This is a genomic window from Amycolatopsis sp. NPDC005003 (assembly GCF_053600695.1).
The window spans coordinates 1-19156 of sequence record NZ_JBSGAI010000039.1; the positions used below are offsets into that span (position 1 = coordinate 1).

A 19156-nucleotide genomic window follows, 5' to 3' on the forward strand; every position below is an offset into this window, starting at 1 on the left:
ACTTCCGAGGCCCCTGCGGCGACCGGTCCTCACGGATCTCGAACAACTACAACCCCTGAACAACTCAGGTGTTGCAACCACCGCTAGAACCCAAGAGGGCGGCCCGGGCCTTCGGGGAAGCGGCCCGATCGGAGCGGCTGCCGGCTTCGACGATCGGGCCGCGGCCCGGGTTGCGGAGAGTGGATCGGTGCGATGGTCAGGCTCGGCTCGCGAAGATTGGCCGCCTCGTCCAGGAAGATGGCCAGTCCCCTCGCGCTTCACTGGGCTCAGCAGGGCCGGTCGCTGAGAGCCAGGGCCCGAAACGTTCCGGCACCGGGACCCCGTGCACCGTCCTTACCGGACAGTGCACGGGGGTGGCCGGTCGCGGGCGCCTGCACACCCACGTCCGGCCTGGCCGGGGCTGGGCCGTCGGACTCTCCTTTCCGGACGGGCGGCCGAGGCTCCGCGGCCGCCCGTCCGGTGGAGATCCCGGCCGCGAGGGCAGCCCCGGCCGGATCGGTGGCCGCGCCCGTCTCGGGGCGGGCCGGGTGGTGAGGGTCTAGTTCTCCATGCCCGGGGTGCGCTGGTGCAGCGAGAAGTCCAGGCGGTTGTTGTCGGTGTCCGTGCTCAGGATGTCGCGGGCGCTCGCCGCCGCGAGCTGTTCGGTGGCCGCCGTCTCCGGGAGGGCCGCCTGGCCCTCGCGCGGGGTCGAGGCCGCCGCGTTGAACGCCACCCCGTCGACCTTCGTGCCCGTCTGGCTGAACACCGCCACGCCACCGTTCGCCGGGATGCCTTCGGCGCCGGCCAGGAAGAACGGCACCACGTTGGTCTGGTCGGACACCGTGCCGGAGAAGTTCTGGCCGGTCAGCACGACGAACTGGCCCGGGTTGCCCTTCGGCTGCAGCACCATGCCCGCCGGCAGCGTGATGGTGTCCAGGACCGCGTTGCCCGGCCCGTACACGCGGATCGTGTAGCCGGTCAGGTCCTGCGCGCGGCTGGAGATGTTGCGGATCTCGATGAACTCGTCGGTCGCGCCGTTCGGGCCGCGGGTCGAGACCTCGTTGATCACCACCGACGACGAGACGGCCGGCTGCGCTTCGGTCGCGGCGGCCACGCCACCGGCGCAGAGGCCCGCGACCGCGGTCAGAATGGCCGAACCAGCCAGGAGACGACGCATGACTGAATCCTTTCGGGAATGAGCAGGTGATTTCCACAACGTTTCCCGCTGTGGCCTTCCCAGTATCCAAGGAAGATCGACGCCATCGAAAGGGGCCAGTTATCCGGTACTTTCCCGATCGGCCGACCGGCGCCGCCGCCGGGTCACCGCCGCGGCCAGTTCCAGCTCGGCGCACGACGTGTCCAGCGCCCGGCTCAGCCAGCTCCGCCAATAGGGTCCCGGGATGCGTTTTCCCCGTTCCCAGCGGGAAACCTCCTCCCGGGTGACGCTGCCGTTGCCGGACATCGCGTGCAGCCGGGCCGCCAGGTCGTCCTGCGACCAGCCCTTCGCCGTCCGCTGTTCGGCCAGCAGTTCGCACATCGAACGGAACGACATTCTTTCCCCGCCCCTCATTCGTGCGGGCACCACGAACACCCCTTTCCCTTCGATTTCGCCGGATTCAGGTCCGCGACCGCACGCAGCTGAAGTCGACGCGGTTGTCGTCGGTGTCACGGCTCGCCGCGTCCCGCGATTCCGCGAGCCCGGGGCACGCCACCGCCGCTTCGCGTTCCCGGCACGGGGACGCGGCCGTCCAGGCGACGGCGTCCGCCCGCACCCGCCGGTGGTCGAGCAGCATCTGGCCGTCGCCGGGCAGTTCCGGCACGACGAGCTCGGCCGCTTCGGTCCCGCCGAAACCGGCGGCGGCGATCAGGAACCGGCCGCCGGCGGGGATTTCCGCGCCCGCGGGCAGCGACGCCAGCACGACCGGCGCGGGTCCCCCGGTGCAGGACCGCACCGACCAGCCGCCCAGGTCCACCGGCGCGGGGCCGGCGTTGTGCAGGACGAGGTAGCCGGCCGGGCCGGCCAGTACCTCCTGGATCTTGACCTGCGGGGCCGCGACGGCCGGGCCGGGCAGCCCGCCGGCGGCCAGCGCCAGCACCAGCGCGGGGAGCACGGTCACGGAACCGGCCTCCCGGAGAACGGCTTCTTCGCCGACGCCGAAGTGGTCACTCAGGTCACCTTAGGAAGAAGATCGCCGGCTGACAGGATCCGGCCGGTACCGAACCTCACCCGGTCGCGGTACTCCCGGTACCGGCGCGCCACAGCGCAGCGTTCCCGCCCGGAGCCCGAGGGAGTGCACCAGCTCACGCCGGCTCGAGAACCCGAGCTTGTGCAGGATCCGGCTGGCGTAGTTCTTCACCGTCTGCCGGGCCAGGTGCAGTTCGCCGGCGATCTCGTCGTTCGACCACCGGCACAGCATCAGCGCGAGGATGTCCTCCTCCCGCCTGGTCATCACGCTGGAGTACGGCGCCGCGGCCCCGAGCGGCGGCTCGGTCTCCCCCGCCGGCACCCAGACCCGGTCGCCGGCGAGCGTGGACCGCACGGCGGCCACCAGCCGGGTCTCGCTGACCGACTTGTGCACGAAGCTGTCGGCGCCGGCGTTGAGGGCCGTGGCGACGGCCGCGGGCGAGGGGTCGCCGGCGAACACGAGGACGGCCGCGCGCCCGAGGTGTTCCTTGGCGTATTGGCAGATGCCCGCCCCGGCGGGCGCACCGGCGATCGAGAGCTCGGTGATGACCATGCCGGGACGGTGCGACTCGCAGTGCCGCAACGCTTCCCGCTCGGTACCGGCTTCGGCCACCGCCCGCACCCCGGCGCACTCCAGCAGCAGGCGCCGGATCGCGTACCGGAGCACGGGCTGGTCGTCCACCACGAGCGTCGTGACGCAGTGCATGGTTCCCCTTGGTCTGGTTGTCCGGTGCTCGGCCAGGTGCGATCTTCCCGCTTCCGCTGCCGGGTGCAGACCGTCATCCGGGTGATACGGCCTGTTCACCCCGCCGGGAACCGGGCACGCCGAACGCCACCCCGGCGCGGTGCCGGGGTGGCGTCCGGGCGGCGGCTCACCTCACCCGGTGGTGCACGTCTCCAGCGCCGCGACGGCTTCCTCCAGATGGCGCCGCAGCACCGGTTCCGAGCGGGCCGCCAGCGCCCGCACCTCCGCCGACCACCCGTACCCCGTCTCCGCCTCGGCGAGGGCGACGGTCCGGACGTGCGCGGCGATCTGGTCGCGCAGCCAGGTGAGGTCGAAGTCGGGGCCGGAGCGCACGGACAGGTCGGCGATCTCCGCGAGCTGCCCCGGCTCGGGCACCGAGTACAACGGGACGGCGACGCGGGCGGCGACGCCGATCAGGTCGGCGTCCAAGGCCGTGTGGTGCTCCGCGAACTCCTGCCCCAGCTCCCGCACGCGGGCGCAGGTGCCACGGGCGGCGAGCCGGCCGGTGACGATTTCGTAGAGGTTGGCCTGGTGGGCCCGGTTGAGGTATTCGCGGTCCTGCTGCGAAACGTCGGCCCGGACCGGAGCCGCCGGTGCGGCGGACGCGGCCGGCGCGCTCGCCGGCAGCAGGCCGAGCACCGCGGCGATGACCAGCGCGAACCTTGCTCTCATGGGGTTGTCCTCTCCTCGGCTGCGGAAACGATCACGACCGATCGTCGGGGATCCGTTGCGGCACCGGCAATCCGCGCGGCGAACCGCGCGGTCCCGCCCGGTCACCGGCCGGGCCGGCAGTGCTCGATCGCCTCGATCAGGATCGAACACGCCAGCTCCACCACGTCCGCGGTCACGTTGAGCGGTGGCAGGAGCCGGACGACGCCGTCGTCGCGGCCCCCGAGCTCGACGATGAGCCCGTGGCGCAACGCGTGTGCCTGCACCGCACGGGCGTACGCCGGCGCGGGGCGGCCGTCGTGCGGGGAGGCGAGCTCGATGCCCCACATCAGGCCGATCCCGCGCACCTCGCGCACCCACGGCCGGTCGCGCAGCACCGCCAGCGCCCGTCCGAGCTGCTCGCCGCGCCGCCGGACGTTGCCGAGGACGTCGTCGCGGAGCATGATCCGCACCGTTTCGGCGCCGGCGGCGAAGGCGGCCTGGTTGCCCCGGAACGTCCCGGTGTGCGCGCCGGGGGCCCAGCCGTCCAGGCGGCGGTCGTACAGGATGACCGCCACCGGCAGGCCCATCCCGCTCAACGCCTTCGACGCGACGACGACGTCGGGCTCGATGTCGTACTGCTCGAAGGCGAACCAGGTGCCGGTGCGGCCGCAGCCGGTCTGCACCTCGTCGACGACGAGCGGGACGTCGAGCTCCCGGGTCAGCGCGCGGACGCGCCGGACGAACTCGGGCCGCGCCGGGATCACCCCGCCTTCGCCCTGCACGAGCTCCAGCACCACCGCGGCGGGCCGGGGCACGCCGCCGAGCGGGTCGCGCAGCGCGCGTTCCAGCAGGACGACGCAGTTGATCTCGCAGTCGTGCGGCGTCAGCCCGAGCGGGCAGCGGGAACAGGACGAGTACGGGAAGAAGTGCACACCCGGCACGCCGTTGGCGATGGGCTGCTTCTGCCGGACCAGGCCGGTCAGCGCCATCGCCGCGTGGCTCGCGCCGTGGAAGCCTCCCTGGAACGAGACCACGTCCCCGCGCCCCGTCGCGGTCTTGCACAGCTTGAGCGCCGCGTCCACCGCGTTCGCGCCGGCCGGCCCGCAGAAGTGGATCTTCATCCGCGCCCGCAGCGCCGGTGGGAGCATCGCCAGCTGCGCGTCGACGAACGCGCGTTTCGCCGGGGTCGGGAAGTCCAGGCCGTGCGCGAGCAGCCGGAGCTGCTCGCGCGCCGCGGCCAGCACCTCCGGGTGGTTGTGGCCCAGTGCCAGCACCCCGGCGCCGGAGAGGAAGTCGATGAAGACGTTCCCGTCGACGTCCCGGACGTGGCTGCCGGTGCCTTCGGCGAGCGCCACCGGCAGGTTCCGCGGGTAGACGCGGGCGTTGGACTCCCAGCGTTCCTGGTGCGCGAGGTACTCGGCCGACCGCGGCCCGGGCAGGTCGCCCGTGACGTGCGGCTTCGGTCCGTCGGCGAGGTGGACGTCGGTCACGGCAGCCTCCCCTGGACGAGCTCGCCGGCTCCTTCGGTGGCCGGGTTCCCCCGCCACCGTGAGGCCGGCGGGGTGACGGAGCCCTTCATCAGGAACGCGTCCGCCTCGACGACGGTCCCTTCGCCGAGCGTGACCCCGTAGTGGACGAACGCGCCGGCGCCGACCGTGCAGCCGGCGCCGACGGTGGTGTGGTCGGACTTGAACGTGCCGTCCTCCAGCGAATGGCACTGGAGCACGCTGCCCGCGTTGAGGACGCAGTCGTCGCCCAGGGTGACCAGCGACTTCTCCGGGATCGCGCAGCCGTCGTCGAACACCCGGCGGCCGATCCGGACCCCGAGCAGCCGCCACAGCAGGCTCTTGAACGGCGTGCCGTCGAACAACGCGAGGTGCCGGCCGGGGCTCAGCTTCCAGAACCGTTCGTGCCGCCAGAACACCGGGTCGTAGATCGAGCAGAACTGCGGCCGCAGCGGTTTGAAGCCCTGCGCCATGCGTTCGGCCAGCACCAGGAATCCGACGGTGAACAGCAGCGCGCCCAGGATGCCCCCGGCCGTGGCGAACGCCCCGAACCGCGGGTGCAGCCGGCCCGCGGCCACGCCGATGCCGAGCACGCCGGTCAGGGTGAGCCACTGCACGGCCAGGTACCAGCCGATGGTGGCGGTGTTATGCCGCAGCTTGCCGGCCAGGCCGCGGCGGCGGGCGGCGCCGGTCCACAGGTGGTCGAAGCCCCGGTCCCGGCGGACCGAGCGCGGGATCTCGAACGCCGGCGAACCGAGCAGGCCGACGTCCTCGCGCACGGGGCCGTCGAGCGGCACCAGCACCTTGGTGGCCAGCAGGCAGTTCCGGCCCACGCGGGCGCCCGGCGGGTACGCGATGTCGTTGCCCAGGAACGCTTCCGGCGCGACGGCGGTGCGGCGGAGGCGGAACGACGAGCCGGAGTAGTCGGCGTTGAGCAGGGAAAGCCCGTCGGAGACCATGGTCCCGGTGCCGACCGAGCACAGGTACGGCGTCTCGTGCTTGACCTCGACGCCGAAGTTGGACCCGGTCTGCCGGACGGCGGACAGGTCGTACCCCAGTGCCCGCAGGTAGTGCACGATGTAGCTGCTGTCGCCGAACAGGGTCGTGAAGGTGCGCAGGTTCGTCAGCCGCGCCACCGCCCGGTGGCAGGCGTGGCGGAACCCGTACAGCGGGTAGACGCGGTCCGGTGCCAGGAACCGCGCCGGCAGCCGCGGCACGGTGACCACGAGCGCGAGGCCGCCGACAAGCGCACCGGCGTAGAGCATCGTCGAGGAGACCAGCTCGGCACCGTAGAACGCCCAGCCGGCCCCGGCGGGCTGGACGAACCGGGCGACGGCGGCGGCCGCCGCGAGCGTCGCCGGCGTGGTCACCAGCAGGAAGGTGGCCAGCTGGGCGGCCGCGAACACCGTCCGCCTCAGCCGGCCGGCCGAGCCGGCGGGCAGCGCCCGGTAGTCCACTGTGGAGGAACGACCGGGCGAGCCGTGCCAGGACTCCCCGGCCGGGACGACCTGGCCCGCGGCCAGCGACGAAGCGTGCCCGAGCTGCGCGTCGTCGCCGATCACCGTGTCGATGTCGAGCACCGCCGTCTCGCCGACGAACGCGCGGTCCCCCACGGTGACCCGCCCGGTCCGGATGCGGCCCGCCTCGGCGCGGTAGCAGGAGATCAGCGCGTCCTTCCGGACGACCGCGCCCGCCCCGACGGTCAGCAGGTCGGTGCACACCGGGGGCCGCCGCAGGAGGACGACCGCGCCCGCGCCGACCTTCGCCCCGAGCAGGCGCAGGTACAGCACGTACAGCGGGGAACCGGCGAACAGGGCCAGCGGGCAGAACCGGACCACCGTCTTCACCGTCCAGAACCGCAGGTAGGCCGGGCTCCACAGCGGGATCTCCCCCGGTTTCCAGCGGCCCACCAGCAGCCACTTCACGGCCACCGGCAGCACGGACAGCGCGGCGAACCCGGCGCCGGCCGCCGCGACCGCGCGCAGGTACCCGTCGAGCAGGCCGCTCGCAGCGGAAACCCAGGCGTAACCGGTGTCCACCAGCACCGCGGAGACCGCCACGTAGGCGAGGAAGACGAGCAGCTGGACGGCCCCGCACAGCCGGTGCGCCCACGGGCCCGGGCGGTGCGGGGTGCCGGTCGTGGCCGGCGGCGGTTCCGCCTCGCGCGCCACGCGGGCCAGCTCGCGGACCGTCGGGTGCAGGTACAGCTGTTTCACCGGCATCGGGGCCAGCTCGCCCGATTCCCGCACCCGCGCGCAGAACTTCGCCAGCAGGAGCGAATCCGCGGCGAGGTCGTCGAAGAAGTGCGCGGTGACCGAGACCCGGTCGAGCCGGAACACCTCCGCGAGCGCGCCGGCGAGGATCCGTTCCGCCGGTGTCTCCGGTGGCACGTAGGCCGCTTCCGCGGCGAGCGCCCGCGGCCCGGCTGGGGCGGGCAGGTTCGCGCGGTCGGCCTTGTGGCTCGGCGTCATCGGGATCCGGTCGAGCCGCTCGCAGTACGCCGGCACCATGTAGGCGGGCAGGCGTTCGCGGAGCAGCCGCCGCAGTTCCCCGACGTCGACGCCGGCCGCGTCCCGGCGCGGGCTGTAGTAGGCCACCAGCTCGGTCCGGCCCGGCTCCGGCGCGTACGTCCCGACGACGGCCTGCGCCACCCCCGGCGCCTGCCGCAGGATCGACTCGATCTCGGTCAGCTCGATGCGGTAGCCGCGCACCTTGACCTGCGTGTCCTTGCGGCCGTGGTACTCGATCTCGCCGTCGGCGGTGAGCCGGCCCAGGTCGCCGGTGCGGTAGATGCGCCCGGACGGGTTGTCCTCGATGCCGAGGAAGTCCGGGACGAACGCGCGCTCGGTCAGGTCGGGCCGGTTCAGGTACCCGCGGGCCAGCCCGATCCCGGCGATGCCGAGTTCGCCGAGCTCGCCGGCGGGCAGCGCGCGGGGTTCCGCGGGGTCGAGGACGACCACGGAGTACGTCGGCAGCGGCACGCCGATGGTGACGGGCCGGTCGGGGTGCAGCACCGTCCACGTCGCCGACACCGTGGTTTCGGTGGGGCCGTAGACGTTGAGGAAGCGGCGGCCGGGCCGCGACCACCGGCCGACCAGGTCCTCCGGGCACGCCTCCCCGGACACCAGCAGGAACCGCAGGTCCGGCAGGTCGTCCTCGAGCGTGGCCAGCAGCGTCGGCACGCAGCACAGCGCCGTGACCCCGGTGTCCCGCAGGAAGTCCTGGAGCTCGGCGCCGGCCAGGGCACCGCCCGCGGGCCGGGGCACGAGAGTCGCGCCGGACAGCAGCGGCACCCAGATCTCCTCGACCGAGAAGTCGAAGGCGATCGTCATGCCCTGGTACACCCGGTCGCCGGGCGCGAGGCCGTAGACCTCGGCCGCGACGCGCACGAAGTTCGCGATCGCGGCGTGGTGGATCGGGACGCCCTTCGGCCGGCCGGTGGAGCCGGAGGTGTAGACGACGTAACAGAGGTCCCCGGCCGGGGCGCCGCGCTCCGCCGGGGTCAGCCGGCCGCCCGGGCGGGCGGCGATCGCGGCCGCTTCCTCGTCGACGCAGAGGACGTCCGTACCGAACCGCTCCCGCAGCGGCGACGCGGTCAGCACCAGCTTCACCCCGGCGTCGCCGGTGATGAAGGCCAGCCGGTCGTCGGGGAACGCCGCGTCGAGCGGCACGTACGCCGCGCCGGCCTTCAGCACGGCGAGCATCGCGACGTAGCTTTCGGCGGGCTCGGGCAGGAGCAGCCCGACAGAGTCGCCGGGGTGCACGCCGCGGGCCCGCAGGTGCCGGGCTAGGCGGTTGGCCCGCGTGTCCAGGTCGCCGAAGGTCAGCCGGACCTCGCCCGCGTCGACGGCGAGCCGCTCGCCGCCGACGCGGTCGCAGAACCGCTCGAAGAGGTGGTCGAGCCGGGCCTCCGTCCGCGGCCCGGGCCGCCCGGCGCTGGTGAGGACCCGCCCGCCGGCCGTCAGCACGCCCGCGGGCGTCTCGCGCGGGCTCATCGCCTCGCCTCCGCCGGCCGGTCCAGCCGGAACGACCGGTGCAGAACGCGGACGGCGTCGTCGAGGCGGGCCAGCGGCAGCACCGCGGTGAGCCGGACGGCGGAGATCGCCATGGCCGGCGTCGTGGCGCCGAGCTCGCCCACCGTGCGCAGGACCTCGGCGGCCATGCCGGGGCGGTCGAGCAGCCCGGTGCCCACCACCGAGAGCGCGCCGAGGTCGTCGTCCAGCGTCCACCGGGCGTCGAGGGCCTCGACGAGCTCGCGCGCGGGCCCGGTGAACGGTGCCGTGCCCCGCAGCGTGAACCGCAGGTCGCCGGAGCCCGGCCAGCTCAGCGTGTCCGGGTGCAGCCCGTGCGCGGCGAGGCCGGCCAGCAGCCGCGCCCCGCGGTCCGGCGACAGGCCCGGCGCTTCGATCCGCAGCAGCCGCACGTCCCGGTCGTGCGCGATGGCGATCACCTCGGGCCCGCGCTCGAGCGCCGGCCCGGCCGCCCGCACGCGGGTGCTCGCCCCGGTGCCGGACGAGTGCCGCACGTGCACCGTCACGCCGTGCTGCCCGGCCAGCTCGACCGATCTCGGGTGCAGCACCCGGACCCCGCCCCTGGCCAGCTCCGACATGGCCTCGTAGGAGATCGACGGGACTCCCCGGGTGTCCGGCACGATCCGCGGGTCGGCGGTGCGCACCCCGTCGACGTCGGTGCAGATCTCGCACCCGGCCGCCCCGAGCGCGGCCGCGAGGGCGACCGCGGTCGTGTCCGAGCCGCCCCGCCCCAGCGTGCGGAGCTCGCCGCCGGCGTCGCGGCCCTGGAACCCGGCGACCACGACGACGCGGCCCGCGCGCAGCCCCTCGAGGATCCGGCGGGGGTCGATCCGGGCGATCGTCGCCGCGCCGGGCCCGCCGGTCACCTCGATGCCCGCCTGGTCACCCGCGAGCGACACGGCATCGACCCCGCGCCGGGTCAGTGCCAGGGCCAGCACCGCGGCCGAGACCTGCTCGCCGGTGGCCAGCAGCTGGTCGAGCTCGCGGGGCTCCGGCCGCTCGGCGAACTGGCCCGCCAGCGCCACCAGCCGGTCGGTGGCGTCGCCCATCGCCGAAACGACCACGACGACCCGCCGTCCGGCCGCGGCGAGGTCCGCGAGCTGCGCGGCCACCCCGCGCACCAGCTTCGGCGTCGCCAGCGACGACCCGCCGTATTTCCGCACCACGATCCCGGCGACGCTCGGCGCGTCCGGAATGCCGGAATCGACCGTTGCCCATGACTTATTCACCACTCGCCCCTCTCATTTCGGCCACCCGGCCGCGAGAGTGCCGACCGGAAACCGATACAATTTCGCTACGCCCATTCCGTGCCACCGAGGAACGGGTCGTTCGTCCGGATTCGCCTGTCCTGTAGCGACTCCCACCTCGAGCCGCGGCGACGTCGATCGGACGCCTGGGCCGCAGCCAGTCGCTCACGAACGAAACTAGTTCGCCATTCAGCGGGCCGGTACCTCCGGATGCGGGAATCAAAACCGCCACCATTACCGGCACTCATACTATCGACCGAGCCGAATTGGCGAGCCATTCCGGCGACACGCAGGCAAATCGCTGCCGAAACCCGAAAAAACGCCGGGCAACCGATTGCCGGCCGCGGTTAACCACGAATTGCGTTCCGCCCTCCCCTCACCCGGGGGTAATCGGGTAACGCCCCTCGATCGCCGTGCACGCAAATGGCGGAGAGATCGCCTGCGAATGGCTTCGTTCTTGATGATGAATCGACGCCGGGCGGGCGGCGGCGCCGGTGTTTTCCGGTATCGTCGCCTCCGGCCGGGCCGCCGGAGCGGTCCGGCAGCCAGTGCCCGTTCCGGCCGCGAATCCCCGGGGAGACCGCGTGAACTCCGCTGTGCAGTGCCGTTGCCGCCACCCCGACCCGGCCGTCGTCGTCCTCGCGCAGCAGGCGCTCCTGCGGTTCGGCACCGGCGACTTCGCCGGTGTCGCGCAATTGCTCGCCCCGCGCGTCGAATGGCACGGCCCGACCCCCGAGCAACCCGGCGGAACCAGCGAAACCTGCACCCGGCGGCAGGTGGAATCGTTCCTGTCCGCGTTCGATTCCGCGATGACCGTCGCCGGGCTCAGCGTGGGCCGCTGGCTCCGCGAGGAGGACACGGTCGTGGTGCTGGGCCGCCTCCGCTGCCAGGCCAGGAGCGACGGTGCCGTGTCGTCGTTCGAGTTCGCCGTGTCGCTCACGGCCCGCGCCGACCTCGTCGATTCGTGCTGGCTGCTCACCCACCCGGTGGGTCCGGCCGCGTGACCGGCACCGCCCGCGGCCGCCGGACGCGCGAGGAGCTCGTCGACGCCGCCGCCGCGATCTTCGACCGGGTGGGGTTCGCCGGCACCACGCTGGAGAACGTCTGCGCGGAAGCCCAGGTGACGAAGGGGGCGCTGTACTGCCACTTCCCGTCCAAGGCGGCACTGGCGGCGGCCGTGGTCGAGCGGTACTGCCCGCTGTGGTGGGAGCTGACGGCCCGGCTGTCCGCGCGCCACCCGAGCCCGGTGCAGGTGCTGATCGGGCTGACGTTCGAGGTCGCCCGGCGCCAGCAGCACGACCCGGCGTACCGGGCGAGTGTGCAGCTGCCGCTGCACGCGGAACTGGCGGAAGTGCTGGCGCCGGCGCACTTCCTCGGCTGGCTGGCGGTCGCGGGCGAACTGCTGCACCGGGCCCGCCGAGCGGGCGAGCTCCGCGCCGGAGTGGACGTCCGGGCGGCGGCGGAGAGCACGATCGCGGAGTTCGCGGGAACCCCGTTGCTCACCCGCGCGACGACGGGCGGGCACGACCTGGTCGCCCGGGTCCGCGCGATGTGGCGGCAGCGCCTGCCGGGCCTGGTCGAGCCCGGCACATCGGCACGGCTGTGCCTGGAGCCACCGGAGCCGGGGTGACCGCGGGTCCGGCCGGGACCGGGCGGCCGGGCTTGCCTCGCGAGCCGCGCTGGGCGGGGCTCGTGGACCGGCCCCGGGCGGCCGAAGCCACCGTCCTTGCTGAGCCCGCGGAGCCGGCCGAATCCGGCACCGGGCCGGGCCCGAAGCCTGGCTGCGCCCACGGCCGAGCCGCGGGTCGCCGACCCGGCCCTCCCACCGGAATCCCCGCGCAGGCACCGAACCGGACTCACCGGAACCGCGCCGACCTCGGAGCCCGGCCGAACCATCCGGCCGAGCCACGGCCCGCCAACCCCGGCCCTCCCACCGGAATCCCCGCGCAGGCACCGAACCGGACCCACCGAAACCGGCACGGCCGGACGCCGGGCCCCGCGCCGGGCCTGGCGATCCGGCCCCGGAGCCGGGGTGACCGGCGAGGGCGTCGGTCACCCCGGTCCGCTCGGGAGCCGACCCCGCGTGCTCGCTCCCTTCCCGTCGGCGGCGTCGCCCGTTCGCCGCCTGGGGCGAAACTACGGGGGGCGGTCCGCGCGGCGCACCACTCGGCGGGTGATACCCCGGGAATCCCCCGGGCGTCAGCCGCCCAGGCGCAACGGCTGGGTCAGCAACGGGAACGACTCGTGCAGCGACCGCTGCCACCACGGCCAGTTGTGCGTGCCCGGGCCGTAGAAGTCCGTCGTGACCGTGGCGCCCACCTCGCGCAGGCGACGGGCCAGCGCCGTGTTCATCTCCGCGCACAGCGGCTCGATGAACAGGTCCGGCGGGGTGCCCGGCGGGTCGAGGACACCCGGGGTGCCGTTGCCGCACGCCAGGTACAGCGGGATGCCGGTCAGGGTGCGGGCCAGGGCGTAGGGGTTGTGCGCGGCCCAGACGTCCGCGTTCAGGTTCGGGTCGCCCCACAGGGCCGTGGGGTCGTAGCCGTCCTTCACGAGGACGCCCTGGATCAGGCTCGTGCCGCGGGCCGCCTGGTAGGTCGTGTGCACCACGCCGCTGTAGGACGCCGCCGCGGCGAACATGCCCGGGTGGCGGCCCGCGTACGCCAGTGCGCCGAGGCCGCCCATCGACAGGCCCGCGATCGACCGGACCTGGCCCGCGCCGTAACCCCGCTCGAGGAGCTGACGCAGCTCGGTCAGGTGGAACGTCTCCCAGCGCGGCGCGCCGCCCGCGCCCCGGTTGTACCAGTCCGAATAGAACCCGTCCCGGCCGCCCGACGGCATCACCACCAGCATCTCCGCGCCGCGGGTGAAGGAGGCGACGTCGGTCGAGCGCGTCCACGACGTGTAGTCGTCTCCCGCGCCGTGGAGCAGGTACAGCACCGGCCAGGTGCGCGTGGTGCCGGGCGTCCAGCCCGGCGGGTGCAGCAGCCGCACCATCGCCGTGGCCGCCAGGGCCGGGGAGTCGACGGTCAGGTCGAGCATGGTGGGGCTCAGCCGCTGCTCGGCGATCACCCGCGCCCCGCTGTCGGCCACCGCACGCGGCGCTGTGGTGGCGCCGGCGGTGCCGGGCCGGGCGACGGCGAGCGCGGACAACCCCGCCGCCGCCCCGAGGACGAATTTCCGCCGGGACACCCGCCCGGGCGCGGGGGTGTCCACACGGGACTGGATCTGCCGGTCTTCGACGGGCCTGGGCATCGTTGCCTCCAGGGTGCGGGGAGCGGAACCTGACGTCCCCGGGCGGGCTCGGACGCACCGGTGCGACCGGCCCGGGGACGTCAAGCGTGAGCAGGAGAGCCGACCGCTCTCCTCACCCGCACCAGGGCGTGGACCGGCGCGGGAGACGGGATCCCGGGGGCCGCAGGGGCAGCCGGGAGCCCCGGCGCGCGAGAAATCGCGCGCCGGGCGGGAAAAGCCGGCCCGGGCCGGGGGAACCGCGACGGCTGCCGGGCGCGGCGCTCAGCGCAGCGCCGAGCGCCGCAGCTTGCCGCTCGGCGTCTTCGGCAGGGCCGGGACGAAGTGCACGGCCCGCGGGTAGGCGTGCGCGGCGAACCGGGTCTTCACCAGGGTCTGCAGTTCACCGGCCAGCTCCGGGCCGGCGTCGTGCCCGGGGCGCACGACGACGTGGGCCGTGACCACCTCGCCGCGCAGGTCGTCCGGGGCGCCGACGACGGCGGCCTCCGCGACGGCGGGGTGGCCCAGCAGCACGGATTCCACTTCGGACGGTCCGATCCGGTAGCCCGCCATCAGGATGATGTCGTCGTCACGGGCGGTGAAGCGGAAGTTCCCTTCGGCGTCCCGCGCGGCCGTGTCCCCGGTGAGGTACCAGCGCCGGTCCTCGGTGAACCGCTCGGCCGTGCGCCCGGGCGCGCCCCGGTACCCGGTGAACCACATGAACGGGCTGGCGGTCAGGTCGACCGCCAGCCGCCCGCGTTCGCCGTCGGCCGCCGGTTCGGCCGTCTCCGGCCGCAGCACGTCCAGCCGCCAGCCCGGCAGGGCCCGGCCCATCGAGCCGGGCCGCCGATCGGCCCTCAGCCGGGGGTGCCAGGCGTTGGCGACGGCCATGCCCAGTTCCGTCTGCCCGTAGTGGTCCAGCACCGGCACGCCGAGGACGCGCTCGGCCCAGTCGCTCACCTCGGGCGGCAACGGCTCCCCCGCCGACGAGCAGTGCCGCAGCGCCAGGTCCGCCGGGGCGAGCTCTTCGGCGGTGCGCAGCGCGCGGTACACCGTCGGCCCGGCGGTGAAGTTGGTGACCCGGAAGGCACCCAGCACCTCCCAGGTCAGCCGGGCGGAGAATCCACTGTGGAGCAGCAGGGCGCGGCGGCCGAGGCCGAGCGGGCCGAGGATCGCGTGGTAGAGGCCGTAGGCCCAGCCCGGGTCGGCGGCGTTCCAGAAGACGTCCTGCTCCTGGTGGTCGAGCCCGAACTCCTGGTAGGCCAGCATGGACGCGACCGCCCACAGTGGCACCGGCACGCCCTTGGGCGGCCCGGTCGTGCCCGAGGTGTACAGCTCGACCAGCGTCGCGTCACCGCTCGTCATGACCGGGACCGGCTGCGGCGGAGCCTCCAGCAGGCGTTCGAAGGAGTGGTCGCCGGGGTGGTCCCCGGGGGCGCCGGTGGTGATCACGGTCAGCCCCCACGCCGCCGGAATGTCCTCGTTGGGACCGAGTTTCGCCCGCTGCCCTGGTTCGGTGACCACGATCCGCGCGCCGCTGCCGGCGAGCCGGCCCGCGATCGACGGCGGGGCGAGCGCGGTGAACAGGGGCACGTGGACCGCGCCGATCCGCCAGATCGCCAGCAGCGTCACGACCAGGTCCGCCGACTTGCCGAGCAGGGTCGCGACCCGGTCGCCGGGGCCGGCGCCGAGCTCGGCCAGCGATGTCGCCAGCCGGGCGGAAGCCTCGCGCAGGGCACCGAAAGTCCAGTCGCGTGCGGAAAGATCCCGCTCCACGACGGTGAACGCGACGGCGTCTTCGGGATGCCGGTCGCACAACAGCTCCGCGGCGCGGATCCCGGGCCGGTCGAACTGCGAAAGCAGATCCTCGACATGGCGCTGGATGCTCGTCATCAGGACCTCCCGGACCTACGCGATACCGCCGCTTTGCCGTACCGTGGCAAAAATGTCCCATCGCGGCGAACGCCCGGCTACCCCCGTCCGAGGGGAGGGAATCCCGCACGCGACGTTTCCCAGGAGGCAGGCGTGAACCCGAACGCCACGGCCGACGACCGCCCCGAGATCCATCGGGCGCTGGCCCGGATGCGCGACGCGACCGGCCTGCCGCTGACCTTCGGCGGCGAAGTCGGGGCCGGGCGGCAGGTGAAGCTCAGCCAGATCGCCGGCCCGAACACCGGCGCGCTGCGGGGCGTCAGCCTGGAGTACGGGCGCGGGCTCGGCGGGAAGGCGGTCGCGCAGCGGCGGCCGGTCGTCGTCGACGACTACGTGCACTCCCCCGGTATCAGCCACCACTACGACCACATCATCGTGGCCGAAGGGCTGCGCGCGATGGTGGCCGTGCCGGTGGTGGTGACGCGGAACGTGCGCGGCGTGCTCTACGGCGCGCTGCGCAGCTCGCTGCCGCTGGGCGACCGCGTCGTCCAGGCCGTCGTGGAGTCGGCGCGGGAGCTCGAGCAGACCCTGGCGGTGCGCGACGAGGTGACCCGGCGGCTCGCCTGGCTCGACCGCTACGACGCGACCGACTGCCACCGGCCGCACTGGGAGCTGGTCCGCGAGGCCTACGCCGAGCTGCGGATCCTCACCCAGAGCGTCGAGGACCCGGTGCTGCGCGCCCGCGTCCGCGCGATCTGCGAGACGCTGTCCGCCGTGGCCGGCCGCCCGGCACGGACCGGGGCTCTCCCGGCCCTGGCCGCGCGAGAGCTCGACGTGCTCGCGTGCGTGGCCCTCGGCTGGACCAACCACCAGATCGCCGAAGACCTCGGGATCACCGCGGAAACGGTGAAGAGCTACCTGCGCAGCGCCTCGCGCAAGCTCGTGGCGCGCAGCCGGATGGAGGCCGTGGTCACCGCACGGCGATTCGGTCTTCTCCCATGAGGGTACTCGATGCGGTACGGTAGTACCGCGCGCCGCCTCTCGTCCGGGCGTGTGCGAGGCTACGGAACCATGACCGCGAAGCCACCTTGGATGACGCCACCGGGAGCGCGCACGGCACGAAGCCGACGCATGTCCGACGCCAAGCGCGAGGAGCTGATCCTGCGCCTGGAACGGCTTTTCCTCGACGAAGGCTTCGCCCGGCTGACCGTGGACGACCTGGCCAGCAGGCTCCAGTGCTCGAAGTCGACGCTGTACGCGGTGGCCGGCAGCAAGGAACAGCTCGTCGTCGTCGCCGTCCGCCACTTCTTCCAGGAGGCGGCCGCGCGGGTCGAGGAGAAGGCCGGGCCGATCACCGACCCCTCGCGGCGCATCGCCGAGTACCTCGCCGGCCTGGGTTCGGAGCTGCGGCGGATGTCGCCGGAGTGCTACGCGGACCTGCTCAGCTTCGAAGCCACCGCCGAGCTGTACGCCCGCCATTCGCTCGCCGCCGCCCACCACGTGCGGGAGTCCATTCAGGACGGGGTCGCCTCGGGTGCCTTCCGCGCGGTGAACGCGGACTTCGTGGGAGCCGCGGTCAGCCTCCTCATCGACGGCATCCAGCACGGGGAACTGCTCGACCGCTCCGGTCTTTCCATGGCCGACGCCTACACGGAGCTCGGCGGGCTGGTCCTCGCCGCGCTGACCAACCAGGGCGCGAAGTAGCTTTCCCGGCCGATCCGGCTCCGGCATCTCGTCCTCCACAGGTCTTGCGCCGCGCCCGCCCGTGTGTTTACCGTACGGAATCCGGTACTGAGGTATTCGATCTCGTACCCACTCGATCCCGGCGACAGCGGAGGCGGCGATGCCTGCACGCACGGACACTGACCGGCGCCACGGAGTCGTGCTCCGGCGCGACGTCCGGATTCCCACGCTCGAACCGGGAGTCACGCTCTCGGCCAACCTGTTCCTGCCCGACGGGCCGGGTCCGTTCCCGTTGCTGGTCACCGTTCTGCCTTACCGCCGCGACGTCTCGGCGCTGACCGGTTCGCCCACCGAGCGCTGGTTCGCCGAGCGCGGTTACGCGTCCCTGCTCGTGGACATGCTCGGCACCGGCTCGTCCGACGGGGTCCAGCGGCCGCCGTTCGACGCCGGGGAAGCCGACGACGCGCTCGACGCGATCCGCTGGGGAGCCGGGCAGTCGTGGTGCAGCGGCGCGGTCGGCATGTGGGGCGGTTCCTACGGGGCCATCACCACCCTGCGCGCCGCCGCCCGGCGACCGGAAGCGCTGCGGGCGATCATCGCCCTCGAAGGCCCGACGGACCCCGGCCGCGACTTCGTGCACCCCGGCGGGGCGCGCGGAGCGTTCTCGCCACTGGCGTCGTGGGCGATGAGCACGCTGTTCAACCAGCTGCTGCCGCCGGTGGACGACTTCGCCGACCCGGACGAACAGGCGCGCTGGCACCGGCGGCTGACGTTCGCGCCCTACGTGCTCGACCTCTTCCGCAACGGCCCCGGCTCCCCGGTGTGGGCCCGGCGCCGGATCGACGTCTCCACCGTCGAAGTCCCCGCGCTGTGCGTCGCCGGCTGGCGCGACCTGTTCGTCGACGGCGCCGTCCGGGCGTATGAAGGCCTGCGCGGGCCCAAGGCCCTGATCGCCGGGCCGTGGATGCACGTGATGCCGCAGGAGTGCCCGGTCACGCCGATCGACTTCCTGGCGATCGCCAAGTCCTGGTGGGACCGCTGGCTGCTCGGCGCCGACACCGGTGACGCGGCTCCCGAGGTGCGTCTGTACGTGCAGGGCGACCGGCCACGCTGGCTCGGGTTCGGCTCCTGGCCGCCGGAAGGCGTCGTCCGGACCGAGGACCTCGCGAGCTGGCAGCGGTCGGCGCCGGCCACCCCGGATCCGGCCACCGGCCTGCAGTCCGGGCTGTGGGCGACCCCCGCCGGGCAGTTCGGCCTGCCGCTGGACCAGCACGGCGACGACAGCCGCAGCCTCTGCTACACCTCGCCGCCGCTGCCCGCGCCAATGCTGATCGGCGGACGGCCGTCGGTGACGCTCGGCGGGCCGTGGCCGCGGGTGTCGGTCAAGCTCGCCGACGTCGATCCCGCCGGCCGGTCGGTCCTGATCTGCGCGGGCCTCGCGTGCGACGGCGAAGGCGAATTCAGCGTGCCGCTGACCCCGACCACGTACCAGGTCGCGGCGGGACACCGGCTGCGCGTCGTCGTGGCCCCGGGCGACTTCCCCCGGGTCTGGCCGCAGGAGCCGCCCGCGGGCTGGCCGGTGGCCCGGGCGCTGACCCTGCCGGTCGCCGACCCGGCGCGCGGGGTCGCCAGCCCGATGCCGGAACCGGCCGAAGCCGCGGCGGCCGGCCTCGAGGAGGGACTGGGCGCCGACCCCGGCGACCAGGTGGCCTCCTGGGAGATCACCGAAGACCTGCTGCACGAAACGGTTTCCCTGCGGATGGCCGGCGGCAACCGGATCCGGCCGGAGAACGTCCCCGGCGGGCGGCACACGGTGCAGGTGGACCAGGAACTCGTCGCCACCGCCCACCGGCTCGAACCGGACGCGTCCACCGCCACCGGCCGGCTCACCGGCACCGTCGACACCGCGACCGGCGCCCACGTCACCGTCGAGGTCGCGGTCACCGCGACCGCGACCACCCTCGACGCCCGCGCGAAGGTCGTCCAGGACGGCGCTTCCCTGCTCGATCGGCACTGGCGCGGCTGAC

At 73.9% G+C, this 19156-nt stretch carries 15 protein-coding genes; 5 read left to right on the forward strand and 10 right to left on the reverse strand.

Features of this window, described 5'->3' with window-relative positions; translation table 11 throughout:
* Window positions 1–538: 538 nt before the first annotated feature.
* The 8 genes from ACWED2_RS35265 to ACWED2_RS35300 all read right to left on the reverse strand — a co-directional run bounded on the left by ACWED2_RS35265 (window position 539) and on the right by ACWED2_RS35300 (window position 10325).
* Window positions 539–1156 carry a lamin tail domain-containing protein gene (locus tag ACWED2_RS35265; RefSeq protein ID WP_449694849.1) on the reverse strand — a complete coding sequence of 206 codons (618 nt, stop codon included), beginning with the start codon at window positions 1154–1156 and terminating at the stop codon, window positions 539–541.
* Window positions 1157–1255: 99 nt separating this feature from the next.
* Window positions 1256–1531, reverse strand: coding sequence for a helix-turn-helix domain-containing protein (locus ACWED2_RS35270; protein ID WP_449694850.1), 276 nt, complete (start codon window positions 1529–1531; stop codon window positions 1256–1258).
* Window positions 1532–1595: 64 nt separating this feature from the next.
* A complete protein-coding gene (locus tag ACWED2_RS35275) occupies window positions 1596–2096 on the reverse strand; it encodes a lamin tail domain-containing protein (protein WP_449694851.1) in 501 nt (166 codons plus the stop codon).
* Window positions 2097–2156: 60 nt separating this feature from the next.
* Complete coding sequence (locus ACWED2_RS35280) at window positions 2157–2870, reverse strand: response regulator transcription factor (RefSeq protein ID WP_449694852.1); 714 nt, start codon at window positions 2868–2870, stop codon at window positions 2157–2159.
* A gap of 171 nt (window positions 2871–3041) precedes the next feature.
* Window positions 3042–3581 carry a DUF4142 domain-containing protein gene (locus ACWED2_RS35285; RefSeq protein WP_449694853.1) on the reverse strand — a complete coding sequence of 180 codons (540 nt, stop codon included), beginning with the start codon at window positions 3579–3581 and terminating at the stop codon, window positions 3042–3044.
* A 101-nt stretch (window positions 3582–3682) separates the two neighbouring features.
* Window positions 3683–5050 carry a diaminobutyrate--2-oxoglutarate transaminase family protein gene (locus ACWED2_RS35290; protein WP_449694854.1) on the reverse strand — a complete coding sequence of 456 codons (1368 nt, stop codon included), beginning with the start codon at window positions 5048–5050 and terminating at the stop codon, window positions 3683–3685.
* Window positions 5047–9060 carry a Pls/PosA family non-ribosomal peptide synthetase gene (locus tag ACWED2_RS35295; RefSeq protein ID WP_449694855.1) on the reverse strand — a complete coding sequence of 1338 codons (4014 nt, stop codon included), beginning with the start codon at window positions 9058–9060 and terminating at the stop codon, window positions 5047–5049. Before ACWED2_RS35295 ends, ACWED2_RS35290 begins: the two co-directional genes overlap by 4 nt.
* Window positions 9057–10325, reverse strand: coding sequence for an aspartate kinase (locus tag ACWED2_RS35300; protein WP_449694856.1), 1269 nt, complete (start codon window positions 10323–10325; stop codon window positions 9057–9059). The genes ACWED2_RS35295 and ACWED2_RS35300 overlap by 4 nt, the downstream gene beginning before the upstream one ends.
* A gap of 602 nt (window positions 10326–10927) precedes the next feature.
* Between ACWED2_RS35300 and ACWED2_RS35305 the strand changes: the two genes are divergently transcribed.
* Both ACWED2_RS35305 and ACWED2_RS35310 read left to right on the forward strand, forming a co-directional pair.
* Window positions 10928–11347: a nuclear transport factor 2 family protein gene (locus ACWED2_RS35305; protein WP_449694857.1), complete on the forward strand. Its 420-nt coding sequence runs from the start codon at window positions 10928–10930 to the stop codon at window positions 11345–11347.
* Window positions 11344–11973 (forward strand): ScbR family autoregulator-binding transcription factor, encoded by a 630-nt coding sequence (locus ACWED2_RS35310; RefSeq protein ID WP_449694858.1) that lies wholly within the window; start codon window positions 11344–11346, stop codon window positions 11971–11973. The genes ACWED2_RS35305 and ACWED2_RS35310 overlap by 4 nt, the downstream gene beginning before the upstream one ends.
* 569 nt (window positions 11974–12542) lie before the next feature.
* On the opposite strand, the gene ACWED2_RS35315 is transcribed toward ACWED2_RS35310, so the two are convergent.
* On the reverse strand, window positions 12543–13598 hold the full coding sequence (locus ACWED2_RS35315) for an alpha/beta hydrolase (RefSeq protein WP_449694859.1): 1056 nt from the start codon (window positions 13596–13598) through the stop codon (window positions 12543–12545).
* Between the two features lie 261 nt (window positions 13599–13859).
* Window positions 13860–15467 (reverse strand): AMP-binding protein, encoded by a 1608-nt coding sequence (locus ACWED2_RS35320; RefSeq protein WP_449694860.1) that lies wholly within the window; start codon window positions 15465–15467, stop codon window positions 13860–13862.
* A gap of 132 nt (window positions 15468–15599) precedes the next feature.
* Here ACWED2_RS35320 and ACWED2_RS35325 point away from each other — a divergent pair, with 132 nt between their 5' ends.
* From ACWED2_RS35325 to ACWED2_RS35335, 3 genes are all read left to right on the forward strand, one after another.
* Window positions 15600–16448: a LuxR C-terminal-related transcriptional regulator gene (locus tag ACWED2_RS35325; protein ID WP_449694861.1), complete on the forward strand. Its 849-nt coding sequence runs from the start codon at window positions 15600–15602 to the stop codon at window positions 16446–16448.
* A 129-nt stretch (window positions 16449–16577) separates the two neighbouring features.
* A complete protein-coding gene (locus ACWED2_RS35330; RefSeq protein WP_449694862.1) occupies window positions 16578–17150 on the forward strand; it encodes a TetR/AcrR family transcriptional regulator in 573 nt (190 codons plus the stop codon).
* Between the two features lie 139 nt (window positions 17151–17289).
* A complete protein-coding gene (locus tag ACWED2_RS35335) occupies window positions 17290–19155 on the forward strand; it encodes a CocE/NonD family hydrolase (RefSeq protein WP_449694863.1) in 1866 nt (621 codons plus the stop codon).
* Window position 19156: the final 1 nt, after the last annotated feature.

Coding starts and splice junctions, on each gene's coding strand:
- ACWED2_RS35280 (WP_449694852.1), bottom strand. CDS start 2,870: ATGCACTGCGTCACGACGCTCGTGGTGGACGACCAGCCCGTGCTCCGG.
- ACWED2_RS35270 (WP_449694850.1), bottom strand. CDS start 1,531: ATGTCGTTCCGTTCGATGTGCGAACTGCTGGCCGAACAGCGGACGGCG.
- ACWED2_RS35335 (WP_449694863.1), top strand. CDS start 17,290: ATGCCTGCACGCACGGACACTGACCGGCGCCACGGAGTCGTGCTCCGG.
- ACWED2_RS35285 (WP_449694853.1), bottom strand. CDS start 3,581: ATGAGAGCAAGGTTCGCGCTGGTCATCGCCGCGGTGCTCGGCCTGCTG.
- ACWED2_RS35320 (WP_449694860.1), bottom strand. CDS start 15,467: ATGACGAGCATCCAGCGCCATGTCGAGGATCTGCTTTCGCAGTTCGAC.
- ACWED2_RS35265 (WP_449694849.1), bottom strand. CDS start 1,156: ATGCGTCGTCTCCTGGCTGGTTCGGCCATTCTGACCGCGGTCGCGGGC.
- ACWED2_RS35315 (WP_449694859.1), bottom strand. CDS start 13,598: ATGCCCAGGCCCGTCGAAGACCGGCAGATCCAGTCCCGTGTGGACACC.
- ACWED2_RS35330 (WP_449694862.1), top strand. CDS start 16,578: ATGTCCGACGCCAAGCGCGAGGAGCTGATCCTGCGCCTGGAACGGCTT.
- ACWED2_RS35295 (WP_449694855.1), bottom strand. CDS start 9,060: ATGAGCCCGCGCGAGACGCCCGCGGGCGTGCTGACGGCCGGCGGGCGG.